Below are 16,879 nucleotides of genomic sequence, written 5' to 3'. Positions count from 1 at the left end.
GGCAATCTCCGGGAAGAGGAATGTATTCCTTAAAGAGGTATGAAAAAACCGGCGGAATCAAGACGTGGCTGTGGTGCAGGAATGGCGAAAGCTCTGGAAACGCAGGCTTTCCCGTCAAATTCCGTTCACGTCTCGATGCCTTGCATGCCAAGGCCGCCGAGCGCGAAGAAATCGTCGATCGCATGGATGGGGGAGATTGCGATCAGCCGTGCCAGGAATGCGTCGGAAGCAAGCTCTTCCTCGATCGCTTCCACCTCTGCGGAGAGGGCGCGATCGATCGTGTAGAATGCCGCGTGTTTGCGCACCACCTCGTAGATAAGCCCGACAGCACCGCCCGGCTCGTCGCCATGCAGATCCATCGCCTGCGCCGCCAGAAGCGCCTCCAGACCGGCAAGGCGTCTCAGTGCGCGTACCTGCCGTTCGAACCGCTCGACCACCAGGGGCAGGAATGCAGCCTCGTCCTCCATGCCGCCGGCAACGACGATCGATTGTGCCGAGACAGGATTGCTCATCGAAAGAACCCGCGAATAGATATCGCCCGCAAGCTTGATGATCGGTCCGAAGCCGGTGGCGATCGCCCCGGGCGGTACGAGATTGACCGGTAGGTCGCGGCGCTGACCGTTGCCCAGCAGGACGCAGCGGTTGAAGGAGTTGCGCGCCGCATGCGCCATGCAGAGCACAGCCGATTCCATCAGCACGGTCACGTCGAGCGGCAGCGATCCGCCGGAGGTCAGCACCCGCCCATCGGCAATGACGGGATTGTCGTCCGAACGCCCGGTCGCGGCGAGGATCTTGTGGCCGGAGGTCAGCACGCTCTCGAAGACCGCACCGAAAACCTGCGGGATCATTCGAAGGCTCAGCGGATCCTGCACATGCGTGCCGCTCGGCCAAGCCCAGCCCTGCGACGCGTTGAGCAGCCAGGAGCCGATCATCGCCTCGCGTGGTGTGCCCACATGGGTGACGGCAAACCAGGGATCGCGGGAAGCGCCCATGGCGCCGGCGGCCGTCAGCCCGGTTGCGAGCAAGACCCGCAATGCGCCGGCTGCCCCACGCATGATGCGGGCCGCGGCGGCGAAACTTACCGAATTGACACTCAGCGAGGCGAGACCGTCACGTGGCGCCATTCGTTGGGAGCTGAGGCCCGCGGCCTTGAACGCCTCTTCCGCCGGCATCCGCTTGCCCTGGTAAACGGCCTCGCCGACGCCCGTCAGTACGGCGCCGATCTGCCCCATCAGGCCGATATCGGCGCAGCCGATCGATCCCGTGCGGCGAACGATCGGGATGACGTCTGCAGCAAGCAGGGCGAGATAACTCTCCACCAGTTCCGGCGTGCAGCCGACATAACCGGTGAGCGCCGTGTTGATCCGCATTGCGATGGCATTGCGCACGACAGGTATTGGAAAGGGATCGCCGGTACCGAAATGATGGGCGCGTACCAGACCGAGATTGAACTGGTCGAGTTCATCGCTGGACCATTCGATATCCTTCATGGCGCCGACGCCGGTGGTTGCGCCATAGACAGGCATGCCGTCGGCAATCGCCTGTTCGAGCACGGCTCTGGCGGCTCTCACACGTGCCATGCCGAGCGGATCGGTGCTCACCTCCGCACGACCGTCTCCGATGACCAGAAGCTCTGCGAAGCCGAGCGGTTGGCCGGTCAGTTGGATGGGAAATTTCGGTTCGGATATCTGCTTTGCCATGGTCCCACACTATTGGAGATGAGCGGCCGAGGGATATCCCAAAATACGGACACCGATGTCGCGTTCGATCCCGTCAGAGCGTGATGGCGATATAGACGAGCGCTGCGGCAATCACCCAGAGCGCCAGCCGCCCATAGCGGCTGTGCCGGGCCTCCGACTTTCCGATCGCTTCTGCCGTTTCCGTGTCGAAGCGCAGACCGTTCTTGCTCATATGCACGAGTTCGCGGTGCAGCGTCTCGGTCTTGGAAGCGATTTCCGGCAGGGCCTCAGCGAGCTTTATCGCCGCCTTTGCGCCATCCTTCAGGTCTGACAGAACTCGTTTCGGACCGAGATTGTCGCGGATCCAGTCTCCGACGACAGGCTCCGATGCCTTCCACATGTTGAAGCGGGGGTTGAGCATGCGCGATACGCCTTCGACAACCACCATCGTCTTCTGCAAGAGGATAAGCTCCGGCCGCGTCTGCATCTCGAAAAGATCCGTCACCTCAAAAAGCAGTGCCAGCAAACGGGCCATCGAAATCGTCTCGGCTGGCTGACCGTGGATCGGCTCGCCGATCGCCCGTATCGCCTGGGCAAAGGCTGCGACGTCATGATGTGCCGGCACATAACCGGCCTCGAAATGGACTTCGGCGACGCGCATGTAGTCGCGCGTGATGAAGCCGAACAGGATTTCGGCGAGGAAGCGGCGCTCCTTCTTTCCCAGCCGCCCGGTAATGCCCATGTCGACAGCGACGATCGTGCCGCTGCTGTCGACGAACAGATTGCCGGGATGCATGTCGGCATGGAAAAAGCCGTCGCGCAGCGTGTGCCGCAGAAATGACTGGATCAGCACTTCTGCAAGCTTTTCAAGATTGTGGCCGGCCGCGCGCAAAGCTTCGACATCGTTCATTTTGACGCCGTCGATCCACTCCATGGTGATCACGTCGCGGCCGGTGCGTTCCCAATCGACTTCAGGAAAGCGGAAACCTGGGTCGTCCTTTGTGTTTTCGGCAATTTCGGAAAGGGCCGCGGCCTCGAGGCGCAGGTCCATTTCCATCTTGGTCGTCTGTTCGAGCGTCCGTGTCACCTCGATCGGCCGCAGGCGCCGGCTCGAAGGCATGAGGCGTTCCTGCATGCGGGCGACCACATACATGCCCTCGATGTCATGCGCGAAACGCTGGCGCACGCCGGGGCGCACCACTTTCACGGCCACTTTTTTTCCATTCACGATCGCCGGATGAACCTGGGCGATGGATGCAGCGGCGATCGGTTCTTCGAAGGATGTGTAGAGGTCTTCGATCGGTCGGCCGAGCGAGGTCTGGATTGCGTTCTTGGCGGCTTCCGTCGGGAAAAACGCCATCCGATCCTGCAGCATGGCCAGATCGACGGCCCAATCGACGCCGACGACATCCGGCCGGGTGGCGAGGAACTGGCCGATCTTGACATAGGAGGGGCCGAGCCGGGCGACGGCACGAGTCAGCCTCTCGCTGCGAGCCTGCTTTTTCGCCCGAAACCGCGTCAGCGGCTCAAGCAGCGATTTGGCGAGGCCGACAACGGGCGGCATGTCCTCGGTCGGCAATGCGGAAACCACACCTTCGCGGACGAGGACCCAGCCGACACGGGCGAGCCGGAAATAGGCGCCGATCGTGCTCATGCGCTCAAAGCTTCCAGCCGGAATGCAGGGCCGCGATACCGCCGGTGTAATTGGTGTAGGTCACGCGCGAAAAACCGGCGGTGCGGATCATCGTGGCGAAATTTTCCTGGTTGGGGAATTTGCGGATCGATTCCACCAGATACTGGTAGGGCTCGGCGTCGCCGGTAATCATCTTGCCAAATTGAGGAATAGCCTTGAACGACCACTCTTCATAGAACTTGTCGAGCAACGGCATGTCGACTTCGGAAAACTCCAGCACCAGCAGTCTGCCGCCGCGCTTCAGCACCCGATAGGCTTCCGAAAGCGCCACATCGATGCGCGGCACGTTGCGGATGCCGAAGGCGACCGTATAGGCGTCGAAGGAATTGTCCTCGAAAGGCAGCTTTTCCGCATTGGCTTCGACGAAATCGAGATTGTCGGAAAGCTTCTTCTTGGCGGCGCGCTCTGCGCCGACGCCGAGCATCGAGCCGTTGATATCGAGTACGGTCGTATGGGCCTTGCGCCCGGACGCTTCGACGATACGGAATGCGACGTCGCCGGTGCCGCCGGCCACGTCGAGCGTCCTGTAGCCTTCTTCCTTGCGTGGGCTAAGCGCGGCGATCATTGCATCCTTCCAGACACGGTGCATGCCGGCCGACATCACGTCGTTCATGATATCGTAGCGCTTGGCGACCTTGTGGAAGACGTCGTTGACCAGCTCCTGCTTTTCTCCGTCCGCGACCTGACGAAAACCATAGGAGGTTTCCATTCCGCCTTGGGCGCCAGTTCGGGCTTCGGTCATCGATTGCTCCTTAACGTCTAAAATCCTGAGCGGCCGACCGTAGCGAAACGAGGTGTCGAACGCTATGTGGTGGATGGCCCGGTTCGTAAATGCAGTATCAGTCCGGTCTATAGATCACCGGCGCCGTTGTTGAAACAGGAAGTTAGGTATTCATGCCTGAATTGCCAGAGGTCGAAACCGTCAGACGTGGGCTTGCCCCGGTCATGGAAGGGGCGCTCGTAAACCGCCTCGAACTCAACCGCGCCGATCTTCGGTTTCCCCTGCCGGAAGCCTTTGCTGAGAAGGTGAGTGGTCGCCGTATCGTTTCGCTGGGAAGACGGGCGAAATACCTGCTGATAGAGCTGGAAGACGATCTCACCCTGATCAGCCATCTCGGCATGTCGGGCTCGTTCCGTATCGAGGAGACGGTGCAGGGAGATTTTCATCATGCACGCTCGAAGGATAGCAAGCACGATCACGTCATCTTCCATGTCGAGCACGACGGCAAGCATCAGAAAGTCATCTATAACGATCCGCGCCGTTTCGGCTTCATGCATTTGTGGAAGCGCAGCGAACTCGATCTTTATCCGGCCTTTGCCGAACTCGGGCCGGAGCCGACCGGCAATGCCCTGGATGCCGACTATCTGGCCCGGCGACTGAGTGGCAAGAGCCAGCCGCTCAAGGGAGCTCTGCTCGACCAGACCGTTATTGCAGGACTCGGCAACATCTATGTCTGCGAGGCGCTGTGGCGTTCGCATCTGTCGCCCAAGCGGCAGTCGGGCACGCTCGTCACGCCCGGTGGCCGACCGAAAAAGGAATTGACGCGGCTGACGGAAGAAATCCGCGCCGTCATTGTCGATGCGATCGCCGCCGGAGGATCGTCTTTGCGCGATCATATACAGACGGATGGATCACTCGGATATTTCCAGCATTCCTTCTCGGTCTACGACCGCGAGGGCGAGGCTTGCCGCATGCCCGGCTGCGGCGGTACCGTCACCCGCATAACACAATCCGGCAGATCCACCTTCTATTGCCCGACCTGCCAGAAATAGGCCGGAAACAGGCCAGAAACACGAAAGGCGCACTTCCGTGACCTATGAAACGATATTGACGGAAATCCGTGGCACGGTCGCGATCGTGACGCTCAATCGCCCGCAGGCACTCAATGCCCTCAATTCGACCGTCATGGTGGAACTGACAGCGGCACTCGCTGCCTTTGACAGTAATGATGCGGTAGCGGCCGCTGTCCTGACCGGATCGGAAAAGGCATTTGCCGCCGGTGCCGATATCAAGGAAATGCAGTCGCTCGAATTCGTCGATGCCTATCTCGGTGACTTCGTCGCCGGCTGGGACGCCGTTGCGACCTTCCGCAAGCCGCTGATCGCCGCCGTTTCAGGTTTCGCGCTCGGCGGCGGCTGTGAGCTTGCCATGATGTGCGACTTCATCATTGCAGCGGATACCGCCAAATTCGGTCAGCCGGAAATCACCCTCGGCGTCATTCCGGGCATGGGCGGCTCGCAACGCCTGACCCGCGCCGTCGGCAAGGCCAAGGCGATGGATATGGTGCTTACCGGACGGATGATGGATGCGACGGAAGCCGAGCGCATGGGACTCGTATCGCGTGTAGTCGCACCCGGCCAGCTGATGGATGAAACGCTGGCCGCAGCAGGCAAGATCGCCGGTTTCCCACGTGCGGCCGTGCTGATGGCCAAGGAGGCGGTCAACCGCTCTTTCGAGGCGACGCTTGCCGAAGGTCTGCGTTTCGAACGCCGCCTGTTCCAGTCCCTGTTTGCCACCGCCGACCAGAAGGAAGGCATGGCCGCATTCGTCGAAAAGCGCAAACCGGCCTTTTCCAACCGGTAGAGGCTCAAAAAGCGCGTTGACGGGGGCGCGTATTCCCGCTATATGCCCGCCCACAGTTGGGAAAGCCTCTTCACGGCTTCCTCTATTGCTCCCGAATTGCTGGATGATGGGTCGCATGACCAGCGGCAACGGTGGAGTGTTGGTTCGAATTCGTAGAGAGGCATGAAATGGCCAATACAACTTCGGCGAAAAAAGCGACCCGCAAGATCGCTCGCCGCACTTTAGTCAACAAGGCTCGCCGTTCGCGCGTTCGCGGCTTCATCCGTAAGGTTGAAGAAGCTATCGCAACCGGCGATCTGACGGTTGCAGCTGCAGCACTCAAGGCTGCTCAGCCTGAGATCGCTCGCGCTGCTACCAAGGGCGTTCTTCACAGCAACACGGCATCCCGCAAGGTGTCCCGTCTTGCTGCTCGTGTGAAGGCACTCTCCGCCTAAGCCGGCTATCAATATAAACGTTTTATGGGAGCCTGGTCTAACGACCGGGCTTTCTGCGATTCTGCCTTTACAATCAATCGTTGTCCGGCTCAATAACGGTTTCGTGTCATATGCATGACAAGGAAAATGTAGGTTTATTAGAGGCTTACGGGAAGTAGCTATCGCTTTGCCTTCATTCTGAAGGGGTTCTTTTGGCTCAAAGTTGAGTCAAGCGAATTTTTATTTTTCTTGTGATTCATAGCCGCTGTGGCTGGCCAAATTTGAATCCCATTGATTCAACAGCGATTCTTTTGGCGCCCCCCTGCGACATTCAAATCACGCGCCAAGAGTCAACGCCCGGCCCTTAATTTTGGGTAAAAAACGCTGTTGATCTTGCCAGGTGATCCTGCCTAAATGGCCTCCAGCAAGGGGCTCGGGGACAACTTCAGGAGCTTCCGTCAGCAATCTCATCCAAAGAGATGGCGACGGGTGTTTACGCTCTTTGCTGCGGGATAAGAATTCCCGTTTTCCATAAACTCAAGGTTGCAAACCGAAAAGCACCTGCTTTTTGGCGGCAGTCTATTTGTGCCCGGAGCTGCCATGGCGGCTTCAGGGAAGAAATTGGTTTAGCGACGTCTCATGCGAGGATGAGGTGTCAGGGGAACCCATATCGACCGGCCTGAATGAGGCGGACCGGACGATGAGCTTCGTTCTGGCGGATGAAGCTGGGTCATACGGGGATTATTGATTGGCCTTTCTCGCAAACGGGAAGGGCTCAGTGAAATTTACGATTTTGTCTGGCGAAACGAGTTCGCCGGGCTTCCATTCAAAAGGCGGCAAATTAATGCATATGAATACCGTATCGGCACGGGCAGTTGATGATAGCGACCGCGCACGAAAAGGGTTCGATTCAGTTTGCTCCCAAGCGGCAGGGGAAACAGCGGAAATGCAGCATGATGCTCTTTTCGAGCGGTTTAGTGCGCGGTTGAAGGCGCAGGTCGGTCAGGATGTTTATGTAAGCTGGTTTGCGCGTCTTAAGCTTCATTCGGTGTCGAAGAGCGTTGTCAGGCTCACGGTACCGACGACCTTTCTGAAGTCCTGGATCAACAACCGGTATCTCGAGCTCATCACATCTATCTTCCAGCAGGAAGATAAGGAAATTCTCAAGGTGGAAATCCTCGTGCGCAGCGCAAGTCGCGCCACCCGGGTTCCAGGTGTTGCCGAAGAGCGGCCTGCAGTGGTCCAGAGCAACAACACTGCCGCCAACTTCAATCGGGCGTCACAGCCACGCGAGATCGGCAAGATTGCTGCGTTTCCGGCCCCTTCAGCGGCACCGACTGCACGTAACACGCAGTCCGGCCCGTTGTTCGGGTCCCCGCTCGACAGCCGCTACACGTTCGACAGCTATATCGAGGGCTCGTCAAACCGCGTAGCCCTTGCTGCCGCCAAGACGATTGCGGAAGCCGGTGCCGGCGCCGTGCGCTTCAACCCGCTCTTCATTCATTCGAATGTCGGTCTCGGCAAGACGCACCTTCTTCAGGCGATCGCCAATGCCGCCGTCGGCAGCAACCGCAATCCGCGCGTCGTTTATCTGACGGCCGAATATTTCATGTGGCGTTTCGCGACCGCGATCCGCGACAACGATGCCCTGACGCTGAAGGATAGTCTGCGCAACATCGATCTTCTGATCATCGATGACATGCAGTTCCTGCAGGGCAAGATGATCCAGAACGAGTTCTGCCATCTCCTGAACATGCTGCTCGACAGCGCCAAGCAGGTTGTTGTCGCAGCCGACCGCGCTCCGTGGGAACTGGAATCGCTTGATCCGCGCGTTCGCTCGCGCCTCCAGGGCGGCGTTGCCATCGAGCTCGAGTCTCCTGAATACGAAATGCGTCTGGAAATGCTGAAGGGTCGCCTTCGTGCAGCCAGACAGGACGACCCGTCGCTCGATATTCCGGCCGAAATTCTCAGCCACGTTGCCCGCAACGTTGCCAGCAGCGGTCGCGAGCTGGAAGGTGCATTCAACCAGCTCCTGTTCCGCCGCACGTTCGAGCCGTCTCTCTCGATCGAGCGTGTCGACGAACTGCTGGCGCATCTCGTCGGTGCAGGTGAGGCAAGGCGCGTCCGTATCGAGGATATTCAGCGGGTTGTTGCACGCCACTACAATGTTTCGCGCCAGGAACTGGTGTCGAACCGTCGTACACGGGTAATCGTCAAACCGCGTCAAATCGCTATGTATCTGGCAAAGACGATGACGCCGCGGTCCTTCCCGGAAATCGGCCGTCGCTTCGGCGGACGCGATCACACAACCGTTCTTCACGCCGTTCGCAAGATCGAGGAACTGATCGGTGACGATACGAAGCTCGGCCACGAGGTCGAACTTCTGAAGCGCCTGATCAACGAAAACAACGCCTGATCGCCGGCTGATCCCGGTTTGCAGATTTGGATGGGCCGTTCCGTAAGGAGCGGCCCATTTTTCGTCTTGACGGGCCGTGCCCGGATGGCGCACCTCTGCGATATGTCGGTCGTTGAGCAAGAGGCTCCGCAATGTTTCTGTTATCCGTGGCAATGATCTGGGGCGTCGCCTGCATCACGCCGGGTCCGAATACGCTGCTGGTGATCCGTTATTGCCTGACGGCACCGCGCAGGGTGGCGATCTTTGCCGTCATGGGCACGATTACCGGAACTCTGTGCTGGGGTATTGCCGGTTGGCTTGGCATCAACGTGCTGTTCCAGGCGGCGCCCTTTGCCTATGTGGCGCTGAAGATTGCCGGCGGCCTCTATCTGGTCTGGCTCGGCATTCGTGTTTTCCTCGACGTCCGCAAGGCGCGCAGCACACCCGACCTCGTCCCGGCAAAGCTCGATATCCCGTTGAAAACGGCCTACCGCATGGGGCTTGCGACCAATCTCGCCAATCCGAAGTCGGCGCTCTTCGTCGCCTCGCTCTTCGCCGTAACCATGCCGGCCGGCACCCCGTTCAGCTATGGCATCGCCGCCATCGGCGTGATGGTGATGGTCTCCGCACTGTATTACACCTGCCTCGTCTCGCTGATTACCCATCCTAAAGTCGCGGCCGCTTATCTCAAGGCGAAACAGAAGATCGATCTTGGCGTGGCGACGGTTTTTGTCGGTTTCGGCACGAAGCTGCTCTTGTCGCAGCGGTAACGCGATGACCGCGCCGCAGGACGATCCGACTTCCCGTTTCTATTCGGATAATGCGGACGTTTACGCATCCCACCTTTCGCAGCCGAGCTCCATACAGCTCGATCGGTTTTTGGCAAAGCTTCCAGCCGGTGCAGCCATTCTCGAACTCGGCTGCGGCAATGGTCGTGACAGCGCCGCGATGATTGCCCGTGGGTTCTCGGCGATGCCGACCGATGGCATCCCGGAAATGGCTGATGAAGCTTCCAGTCGTCTCGGCATGCCCGTTGCGGTTCTGCGTTTTGAAGATATCGATCTCGTCTCGGCATTCGACGGCGTGTGGGCCAATGCCTGCCTGCTGCATGTTCGGCGTGCCGAACTTGGCGGCATCCTGGCGAAGATACACACGGCGCTACGCCCCGGCGGGATCTTCTACGCGAGCTTCAAGGCGGGGCAGGCCGAGGGGCATGACGCTCTCGGCCGGTTCTTCAATTATCCTTCGAAGGATTGGCTTCAAGCACTTTAAGAGACCATGTCCTGGCAATCGGTCGCAGTCGAAGAAGAGATCGGCAGCGGCTATGACCAGATGCCGACGGCATGGCTGCATGTGACCGCGGTCAAGGCCTGACGCGGCGGGACTGCCGATGAAATCCATCGAGTTCCGGATAGCCGCAATTCTTTCGAAACATCTCGTGTGCCCCCTTTGTTTTGGAAAAAGGCGCTACATGTTTTACCGAATGTCTGGAGGTAGACCATGAACGACGAAGCGCGTGCCCGCATCGCGGCGAATGACAAGCTGTTGAAGGCCGTCATCACCCTTCTTGCCATCAAGGATCCGGGTCTGCTGGATGAACTCGACATTATCTTCGCCCTCGCTGACGAAGACGGCAGCACTTTGGCGGAAACGGATCGGCGAACGCGGATCCATCTTCAGCAGGAGCTGGAGCTTATCCGCAATCTGGCAAGCTCCGCCCTGGATACGACCCACTGAAGAGACGTGGCACGCCTCTTCAGTGATGATGTCTATCAGGCGTCGCCGTTGCCGGCTGCAGCCTCGGTCTTCGGTCCGCCCTTGGCAACGCCGACCATGGCGGGGCGCAGAACGCGATCGCCAATCGTGAAGCCTGCCTGAACCACCTGCACCACCGTATTGTTCGGAACGGCCGGGTTGGGGATTTCGAACATTGCCTGATGGAAGTTCGGATCGAACTTTTCACCTTCGGGGTCGATCTTCTTCACGCCGTGGCGCTCGAGTGTCGAAAGCATCCCGCGCTCGGTCAATTCCACGCCTTCGAGAAGCGTTGTCAGCGTGGCATCGGCACCGGCGCGCTGGTCGGCCGGTACGGCATCGAGCGCGCGGCGCAGGTTGTCTGATACGGCCAGCATGTCGCGGGCAAAGCCTGATACGGCATAGGACTTGGCGTCCTTCACGTCGCGCTCGGTACGGCGGCGCAAATTGTCCATTTCTGCAGCAAGCCGCATGAAACGGTCGCGCAGCTCGGAGTTTTCGGCTCTCAGCAAATCCAGCGGATCGGGCTCGACTTCCACCTCGGCAGCATTTTCTTCGGCGGCACCGTCAAAAGCGGACGCCGCAGCTTCGGCCTCATGTTCAGCGAAAGCTGCGTCAGGTCCGTTTTTCTTGGTTTCGTCGGTCATGACGTTCTCCGATTGATCTGTGTCTTGAATTTGCGCTCGATATCGAGGTTTGCGGGCAAAAAATCAAGGCTTGGAGGATTCTGGAAGCGCTTTAGATCGAACCGCGTGAAAGGCGGGCGATCAATTGGGCCGTATAGTCCACCATCGGCACGACACGCGAATAGTTGAGACGGGTCGGCCCGATCACGCCGACGGCACCGACGATCCGGTCCTCGCCATCGCGATAGGGCGCGACGATGAGCGACGAGCCGGAAAGTGAAAACAGCTTGTTTTCCGATCCGATGAAGATCCGGACGCCCGGACCGGCTTCGGCCAGTTCGAGGATTTCGATCAGGCTGTCCTTCTTTTCAAGGTCGTCGAACAGTAGGCGCAGCCGGTCGAGATCGGACGTCTCGGCAAGTCCTTCCAGAAGATTGGCGCGGCCGCGGACGATGAGTTGGGTCGGCTTGCCTTCCTCGCTATCCCCGGACCAGACCGCCAGACCACGCTCGATCAGATCCTGCGCCAGCGCATCGACTTCCGTCTGCACCTCCTGCTTCAGTCTCTTGATCTGGCCACGGAATTCCGGAAGCGTCTGGCCCGTCAGATGCGCGTTGAGAAAATTGGCGGCCTCGGTCAACTGCGATGAGGTGACGCCGGCCGGCAGATCGATGATGCGATTTTCGATCTGGTTATGATCGCCGACGAGGACGGCAAGAGCCTTCGTCGGTTCCAGCCGGATGAATTCCACATGCTTGAGGATCGGATCGCTTTTCGTGGTGATGACGATACCGGCTCCCCGCGACACACCGGACAACATCAGGCTCGCATCCGCCATCAGGTTTTCCAGCGTCTGGTCCCTGTCGGACGGGCGGATCTGCCTGTCTATGCTGGCACGCTCCTCGTCGGAAAGACTGCCGGTCTGCATGAACGCATCGACGAAAAAGCGCAGCCCGCTCTGGGTGGGCAGGCGACCGGCGCTGATATGCGGTGAGTAGATCAGTCCCAACTGTTCGAGATCGCTCATCACATTGCGTATGGATGCCGGCGACAGCGACATTGGCAGCAGTCGGGAAAGATTTCGCGAACCGAGAGGTTCGCCGTTTTCAGATAGCTTTCCACGATCCGGCGAAAGATCTCGCGCGAGCGCTCGTCGAGCATCGAGCCGACATCCATGCCTATACCCGTCGAAAAACTCATCTCTTCACGTCACCTCGATTTGGTCGTCTTCGAAATATAGTCGTTGCACTCGCTGCCTCAAAAGAGAAATCGCCTGAAGTCGCGCCAATTGTCACGAGCGGATCCGATATAGGCTTTTCCTTTGCAAATGGCGCCGGACGATCTTAGAAGGCAGGAAACAACACCCGTCTCGAAAATCGGTAAAGAGATTTTCGAATCTACCGATGTGCAAATTAAAAGATCGGCGCTTTCCGCAACGCGACCAGCTGGACGCCCGGTGCGCTGACATCAGGGAGTGATATATGCGGCCTTCAGGCAGACCAGTAAACCAGATGCGCAAAGTGTCTTTCGAGCGCAACTTTTCCAAACATGCCGAAGGCTCCTGTCTGGTGAAGTTCGGCGATACGCACGTCTTGTGCACGGCAAGCCTCGAGGAAAAGACCCCGCCGTGGCTGCGCAACAGCGGCAAGGGCTGGGTAACGGCTGAATACGGCATGCTGCCGCGCGCCACCGGCGACCGCATGAAGCGTGAAGCCGCTTCCGGTAAGCAGGGCGGCCGCACGCAGGAAATCCAGCGCCTGATCGGACGTTCGCTGCGCGCCGTCGTTGATCTCACAGCGCTCGGCGAAAAGCAGATCACCATAGACTGCGACGTCATCCAGGCTGATGGCGGCACCCGCACGGCTTCCGTCACCGGTGGCTGGATCGCGCTTTACGATTGCCTGAAGTGGATGGAAACCCGCTCGATGATCAAGCTCGACAAGGTCCTGAAGGATCATGTCGCGGCGATCTCCTGCGGTATCTTCGCCAACCAGCCGGTCATCGATCTGGATTACCTCGAAGATTCAGCCGCTGAAACCGATGCCAACTTCGTCATGACGGGCGCCGGCGGCATTGTCGAAGTTCAGGGCACCGCCGAAGGCAAGCCTTTCAGCCGCGAAGAATTCCTTCAGCTGCTTTCGCTGGCAGAAGCCGGCACGCAGGAACTGGTCGCGATGCAGAAGGCCGCGATTGGCGGCTGAGTGAGGGTGCGGTGATCGAAGGCATACTCGAAACCGCAATCTACGCCGATGATCTCGACGCGGCGGAAACATTCTACGGCGGCGTGCTGGGGCTTGAAAAAGTCCTGCGCGCCGGCAACCGCCACGTCTTCTTCCGTTGCGGTCAGGGCATTCTGCTGATCTTCAATTCGGCAGAAACGGTCAAGCCACCGTCTTCCGATACTCTCCCGGTTCCGCCGCATGGCACGACCGGTTCAGGTCACGTCTGTTTCCGTATGAACGGTGAGACGATTGACAGGATGGCCGAAAAGCTGAACAAGGCTGACATTGTGATCGAAAGCGATTTCCGCTGGCCGAACGGCGCCCGCTCGATCTATTTCCGTGATCCTGCCGGCAACAGCCTGGAATGCGCAGAGCCAAGGCTCTGGAACCTCGAATAGGAATTTTCATGCGCAAGCTCGAAACCAAGACGATCGTTGTCGCAAGCCACAATGCCGGCAAGATCAGGGAGATTGCCGAGCTGATCGCGCCGTTCGGTTTCTCGGCCAAGTCTGCTGCGGAACTGAAATTCGAAGAGCCGGACGAGACGGGCACCACATTCGAGGAAAACGCAACGATCAAGGCGCTTGCTTCGGCCAGGGCTTCCGGCCTTCCTGCTCTGTCGGATGATAGCGGCATCGTCATCGATGCGCTCGACGGCGCTCCCGGCGTCTATACCGCCAACTGGGCGGAGCGCGAGGACGGCAGTCGCGATTTCCAGATGGCGATGGAGAAGGTCGAAAACGCACTTCAGGAAAAGGGTGCGGACACGCCCGAAAAACGCAGCTGCCGTTTCGTCAGCGTGCTCTGCCTCGCCTGGCCGGACGGCCATACCGAGCTGTTCCGGGGCGAAGTCGAGGGCACGGTCGCATGGCCGCCGCGCGGAACCGCCGGTTTCGGCTACGACCCGGTTTTCCAGCCGCAAGGATACGAGACGACCTTCGGCGAAATGACCAGCGATGAAAAGCATGGCTGGAAGCCGGGTGACAAGCATGCCCTGTCGCACCGCGCCCGCGCCTTCAAGATCTTTGTCGAAACCTGCCTGGAGGCCTGATTTTCAGTGAACGCCGTCGTCTCTCGTCTGCCCGACACGCTGCTCCCCGACACGGGTGAGCCGGGCTTCGGCGTTTATGTCCATTGGCCCTTCTGTGCAGCCAAATGTCCCTATTGTGACTTCAACAGCCATGTCCGCCACCAGCCGGTAGATCAGGCCCGTTTCACCGCAGCCTTCCTGAAAGAAATGGAAACGATGCGGAAGATGAGCGGCCCGAAGGTGGTGACCAGCATTTTCCTCGGCGGTGGCACACCGTCGCTGATGGATCCCGCGACAGTCGAAGCCATCCTCAATGGCATTGCGCGTCACTGGAACGTGCCTGACGGTATCGAGATCACTATGGAGGCCAACCCCTCCAGCGTCGAGGCCGAGCGTTTCCGTGGTTACCGGGCGGCCGGCGTCAATCGTGTCTCCATGGGTGTCCAGGCTCTCAACGATGCCGATCTGAAATTCCTCGGCCGGCTGCATGACGTCGCCGATGCGCTGAAGGCGATCCGGCTGGCGCGCGAGATCTTTCCGCGCATGTCCTTCGACCTGATCTATGCCCGGCCGAAACAGACGGTGGAAGCCTGGGAAGCCGAACTGACGCAGGCGATCTCTTACGCGGTCGATCATCTGTCGCTTTACCAGCTGACGATCGAGGAGGGCACGCCCTTCTACGGTCTGCACAAGGCCGGCAAACTGATCGTGCCGGACGACGACCAGTCGGCGTTGCTCTATGAGGCGACGCAGGAGATCACCGCACACCACGGCATGCCGGCTTATGAAGTGTCCAATCACGCCAGACCGGGCGCCGAGAGCCGCCATAACCTGACCTATTGGCGTTATGGCGAATATGCCGGCATCGGCCCCGGTGCGCATGGTCGTCTGAGCCGTGGCCGCAACAAGATAGCCACCGCCACCGAGCGTCGGCCTGAAACGTGGCTCCAGCTGGTCGAAGCCGAAGGCCACGGCATGGTGGATCAGGAAATCCTCGGTTATGAGGAACAGGCGGACGAGCTTCTGCTGATGGGGCTTCGCCTTACCGAAGGTGTCGACCTTGCCCGCTGGCAGGAGCTTTCCGGCCGCGATCCGGACCCGGTCCGCGAGGAGCGCCTGCTGGAGCATGGGTTCATCGAGCGGCTCGGGAATTCCAGGCTGCGCTGCACCCCGAGCGGCATGCTGATCCTCGACGCGGTCGTTGCCGATCTCGCCTGCTGATCATCTAATTTTCAGAGAGAAAACTGCGCGGCATTTTAAGCCGCGTTATTGGCCTGCTCTTGGTTGAGGAAGGCATAGATGGCGGACGCGGAATCCGTCTGCCGCAGCTTGGCGGCAAGGTCCTGGTCACGCAGAACGCGTGCGATGCGCGAAAGCGCTTTGAGGTGGTCGGCGCCAGCGCCTTCCGGAGCGAGCAAAAGAAACACGAGATCCACCGGTTCGTCGTCCAGCGCCTCAAAATCGACAGGGCTTTCCAGTCGCGCAAAAATACCGCTGATCGAGGAAATGCCGCTGAGCTTGCCGTGCGGAATGGCAATGCCGTGTCCAACGCCCGTCGATCCCAGCCGCTCGCGCTGCAGGATGACGTCGAAGATCTCCCGTTCTGAAACGCCCGTCAGTTTGGATGCCTTGATGGCCAATTCCTGCAGGAGCTGTTTCTTGGAGGTCGTTTTTAAGGCAGGGATAATTGCATCTTGATGCAGCAGATCTGCCAATGCCATTCGTTTCTTCCTTTGTGCCGCGATGGCAGGGGAAGCGTCGTTTCCGACGCCTCCCGAGTTTCTCAGTTCTTAATATTGGTGGAGTCGATCCAGCCAATATTGCCGTCGTGGCGCCTGTAGACGATGTTCAGTGTCTCGTCACCGGGGCTCCGGAAAAGAAGCACAGGTTCGTCCGTCATATCCAGTGCCATGACGGCCGTTGCAACTGACATCGTCCTCAGTTGCTTTGTGGTTTCGGCAACGATGGTCGGAGCGAAATCCTCTGGGACTTCATCTCCCTCATCGGGTACCCGGTCCATGACCGTATAGGCGACTTCGGCAAAGCCGTTCGGCTGGCTGTTGCCGGCGTGGTGATCCTTCAGGCGCCGCTTGTAGCGGCGCAGACGTTTCTCGATTCGCTCGGCGGCAGCATCGAAGCTGCCCTGCGGATCATTGGCTTCGCCTGCGGCATGAAGCACGATCCCGGTATCGAGATGCACTTTGCAATCGGCAGAAAAACGTGGGCCGGATTTCTCTACGATGACCTGGCTGGAATAGCCTCCGTCGAAGTATTTGGTTATTGCCTCCCCAATATGGTCCTCGATCTTTTGGCGGAAAGAATCGCCGATTTCCATATGTTTACCGGAAACACGCACACTCATGGAATTCTTCCTTCTTGTCGCGACTTGCGTGTTCCAGTCTACGCCAAGCCGCTCTTTCATCCAAGCCGTCCGAACCGATTGCTGCAAAATAGCGCTATCAGCCCTGCATGCGCGGAAGGT

The 16,879-nt window shown here is 59.3% G+C and carries 16 protein-coding genes and 2 pseudogenes; 11 read left to right on the top strand and 7 right to left on the bottom strand.

Annotation, left to right across the window (positions count from 1 at the left end; genetic code table 11):
- Positions 1-125 precede the first annotated feature (125 nt).
- The 3 genes from FHP24_RS09105 to ubiE form a co-directional block, all read right to left on the bottom strand.
- Positions 126-1,700 carry an aromatic amino acid ammonia-lyase gene (locus FHP24_RS09105; protein ID WP_139675676.1) on the bottom strand — a complete coding sequence of 525 codons (1,575 nt, stop codon included), beginning with the start codon at positions 1,698-1,700 and terminating at the stop codon, positions 126-128.
- Positions 1,701-1,773: 73 nt separating this feature from the next.
- Positions 1,774-3,333 carry a 2-polyprenylphenol 6-hydroxylase gene (gene ubiB / locus FHP24_RS09100; protein ID WP_139675674.1) on the bottom strand — a complete coding sequence of 520 codons (1,560 nt, stop codon included), beginning with the start codon at positions 3,331-3,333 and terminating at the stop codon, positions 1,774-1,776.
- Positions 3,334-3,337: 4 nt separating this feature from the next.
- A complete protein-coding gene (gene ubiE, locus FHP24_RS09095) occupies positions 3,338-4,114 on the bottom strand; it encodes a bifunctional demethylmenaquinone methyltransferase/2-methoxy-6-polyprenyl-1,4-benzoquinol methylase UbiE (protein ID WP_139675672.1) in 777 nt (258 codons plus the stop codon).
- Between the two features lie 152 nt (positions 4,115-4,266).
- Here ubiE and mutM point away from each other — a divergent pair, with 152 nt between their 5' ends.
- The 7 genes and pseudogenes from mutM to FHP24_RS09060 all read left to right on the top strand — a co-directional run bounded on the left by mutM (position 4,267) and on the right by FHP24_RS09060 (position 10,501).
- On the top strand, positions 4,267-5,145 hold the full coding sequence (gene mutM, locus FHP24_RS09090) for a bifunctional DNA-formamidopyrimidine glycosylase/DNA-(apurinic or apyrimidinic site) lyase (RefSeq protein ID WP_139675671.1): 879 nt from the start codon (positions 4,267-4,269) through the stop codon (positions 5,143-5,145).
- 37 nt (positions 5,146-5,182) lie between these two features.
- On the top strand, positions 5,183-5,956 hold the full coding sequence (locus tag FHP24_RS09085; protein ID WP_139675669.1) for an enoyl-CoA hydratase: 774 nt from the start codon (positions 5,183-5,185) through the stop codon (positions 5,954-5,956).
- A 167-nt stretch (positions 5,957-6,123) separates the two neighbouring features.
- The gene (rpsT, locus tag FHP24_RS09080) at positions 6,124-6,390 is read left to right on the top strand and encodes a 30S ribosomal protein S20 (RefSeq protein ID WP_139675667.1); all 267 of its coding nucleotides are present in this window, start codon (positions 6,124-6,126) and stop codon (positions 6,388-6,390) included.
- Between the two features lie 823 nt (positions 6,391-7,213).
- A complete protein-coding gene (gene dnaA, locus FHP24_RS09075; RefSeq protein ID WP_139675665.1) occupies positions 7,214-8,785 on the top strand; it encodes a chromosomal replication initiator protein DnaA in 1,572 nt (523 codons plus the stop codon).
- Between the two features lie 131 nt (positions 8,786-8,916).
- On the top strand, positions 8,917-9,534 hold the full coding sequence (locus tag FHP24_RS09070) for a LysE family translocator (protein WP_139675663.1): 618 nt from the start codon (positions 8,917-8,919) through the stop codon (positions 9,532-9,534).
- Positions 9,535-9,538: 4 nt separating this feature from the next.
- Positions 9,539-10,138, top strand: a pseudogene (locus FHP24_RS09065) (class I SAM-dependent methyltransferase).
- Positions 10,139-10,264: 126 nt separating this feature from the next.
- Positions 10,265-10,501 carry a hypothetical protein gene (locus FHP24_RS09060; RefSeq protein WP_139675661.1) on the top strand — a complete coding sequence of 79 codons (237 nt, stop codon included), beginning with the start codon at positions 10,265-10,267 and terminating at the stop codon, positions 10,499-10,501.
- Between the two features lie 35 nt (positions 10,502-10,536).
- Here FHP24_RS09060 and grpE read toward each other — a convergent pair whose 3' ends face one another.
- Positions 10,537-11,166, bottom strand: coding sequence for a nucleotide exchange factor GrpE (grpE, locus tag FHP24_RS09055; RefSeq protein WP_139675659.1), 630 nt, complete (start codon positions 11,164-11,166; stop codon positions 10,537-10,539).
- 91 nt (positions 11,167-11,257) lie between these two features.
- A pseudogene (gene hrcA, locus FHP24_RS09050) lies at positions 11,258-12,345 on the bottom strand (heat-inducible transcriptional repressor HrcA).
- Between the two features lie 281 nt (positions 12,346-12,626).
- Between hrcA and rph the strand changes: the two are divergent.
- The 4 genes from rph to hemW are packed head-to-tail and all read left to right on the top strand — an operon-like array spanning position 12,627 to position 15,618.
- Positions 12,627-13,346, top strand: a complete 720-nt coding sequence (rph, locus tag FHP24_RS09045) for a ribonuclease PH (RefSeq protein ID WP_139675657.1) — start codon at positions 12,627-12,629, stop codon at positions 13,344-13,346.
- Positions 13,347-13,357: 11 nt separating this feature from the next.
- Entirely contained in the window at positions 13,358-13,765 is a 408-nt protein-coding gene (locus FHP24_RS09040; RefSeq protein ID WP_139675655.1) for a VOC family protein, read from the top strand.
- A gap of 8 nt (positions 13,766-13,773) precedes the next feature.
- Positions 13,774-14,418 (top strand): RdgB/HAM1 family non-canonical purine NTP pyrophosphatase, encoded by a 645-nt coding sequence (gene rdgB, locus FHP24_RS09035; protein ID WP_139675653.1) that lies wholly within the window; start codon positions 13,774-13,776, stop codon positions 14,416-14,418.
- 6 nt (positions 14,419-14,424) lie between these two features.
- A complete protein-coding gene (gene hemW, locus FHP24_RS09030) occupies positions 14,425-15,618 on the top strand; it encodes a radical SAM family heme chaperone HemW (protein ID WP_139675651.1) in 1,194 nt (397 codons plus the stop codon).
- 35 nt (positions 15,619-15,653) lie between these two features.
- On the opposite strand, the gene ptsN is transcribed toward hemW, so the two are convergent.
- On the bottom strand, positions 15,654-16,118 hold the full coding sequence (ptsN, locus tag FHP24_RS09025) for a PTS IIA-like nitrogen regulatory protein PtsN (RefSeq protein WP_139675649.1): 465 nt from the start codon (positions 16,116-16,118) through the stop codon (positions 15,654-15,656).
- 62 nt (positions 16,119-16,180) lie between these two features.
- Positions 16,181-16,759, bottom strand: coding sequence for a ribosome hibernation-promoting factor, HPF/YfiA family (gene hpf / locus FHP24_RS09020; protein ID WP_139675647.1), 579 nt, complete (start codon positions 16,757-16,759; stop codon positions 16,181-16,183).
- Positions 16,760-16,879: the final 120 nt, after the last annotated feature.

Source organism: Aliirhizobium smilacinae (assembly GCF_006335145.1).
Taxonomy (GTDB): Bacteria; Pseudomonadota; Alphaproteobacteria; order Rhizobiales; family Rhizobiaceae; genus Neorhizobium; species Neorhizobium smilacinae.
This window is presented reverse-complemented; position numbering and strand designations above follow the sequence as displayed.

Coding starts and splice junctions, on each gene's coding strand:
- FHP24_RS09105 (WP_139675676.1), bottom strand. CDS start 1,700: ATGGCAAAGCAGATATCCGAACCGAAATTTCCCATCCAACTGACCGGC.
- ubiB (WP_139675674.1), bottom strand. CDS start 3,333: ATGAGCACGATCGGCGCCTATTTCCGGCTCGCCCGTGTCGGCTGGGTC.
- ubiE (WP_139675672.1), bottom strand. CDS start 4,114: ATGACCGAAGCCCGAACTGGCGCCCAAGGCGGAATGGAAACCTCCTAT.
- mutM (WP_139675671.1), top strand. CDS start 4,267: ATGCCTGAATTGCCAGAGGTCGAAACCGTCAGACGTGGGCTTGCCCCG.
- rpsT (WP_139675667.1), top strand. CDS start 6,124: ATGGCCAATACAACTTCGGCGAAAAAAGCGACCCGCAAGATCGCTCGC.
- dnaA (WP_139675665.1), top strand. CDS start 7,214: ATGCATATGAATACCGTATCGGCACGGGCAGTTGATGATAGCGACCGC.
- FHP24_RS09070 (WP_139675663.1), top strand. CDS start 8,917: ATGTTTCTGTTATCCGTGGCAATGATCTGGGGCGTCGCCTGCATCACG.
- FHP24_RS09060 (WP_139675661.1), top strand. CDS start 10,265: ATGAACGACGAAGCGCGTGCCCGCATCGCGGCGAATGACAAGCTGTTG.
- grpE (WP_139675659.1), bottom strand. CDS start 11,166: ATGACCGACGAAACCAAGAAAAACGGACCTGACGCAGCTTTCGCTGAA.
- rph (WP_139675657.1), top strand. CDS start 12,627: ATGCGGCCTTCAGGCAGACCAGTAAACCAGATGCGCAAAGTGTCTTTC.
- rdgB (WP_139675653.1), top strand. CDS start 13,774: ATGCGCAAGCTCGAAACCAAGACGATCGTTGTCGCAAGCCACAATGCC.
- ptsN (WP_139675649.1), bottom strand. CDS start 16,118: ATGGCATTGGCAGATCTGCTGCATCAAGATGCAATTATCCCTGCCTTA.
- hpf (WP_139675647.1), bottom strand. CDS start 16,759: ATGAGTGTGCGTGTTTCCGGTAAACATATGGAAATCGGCGATTCTTTC.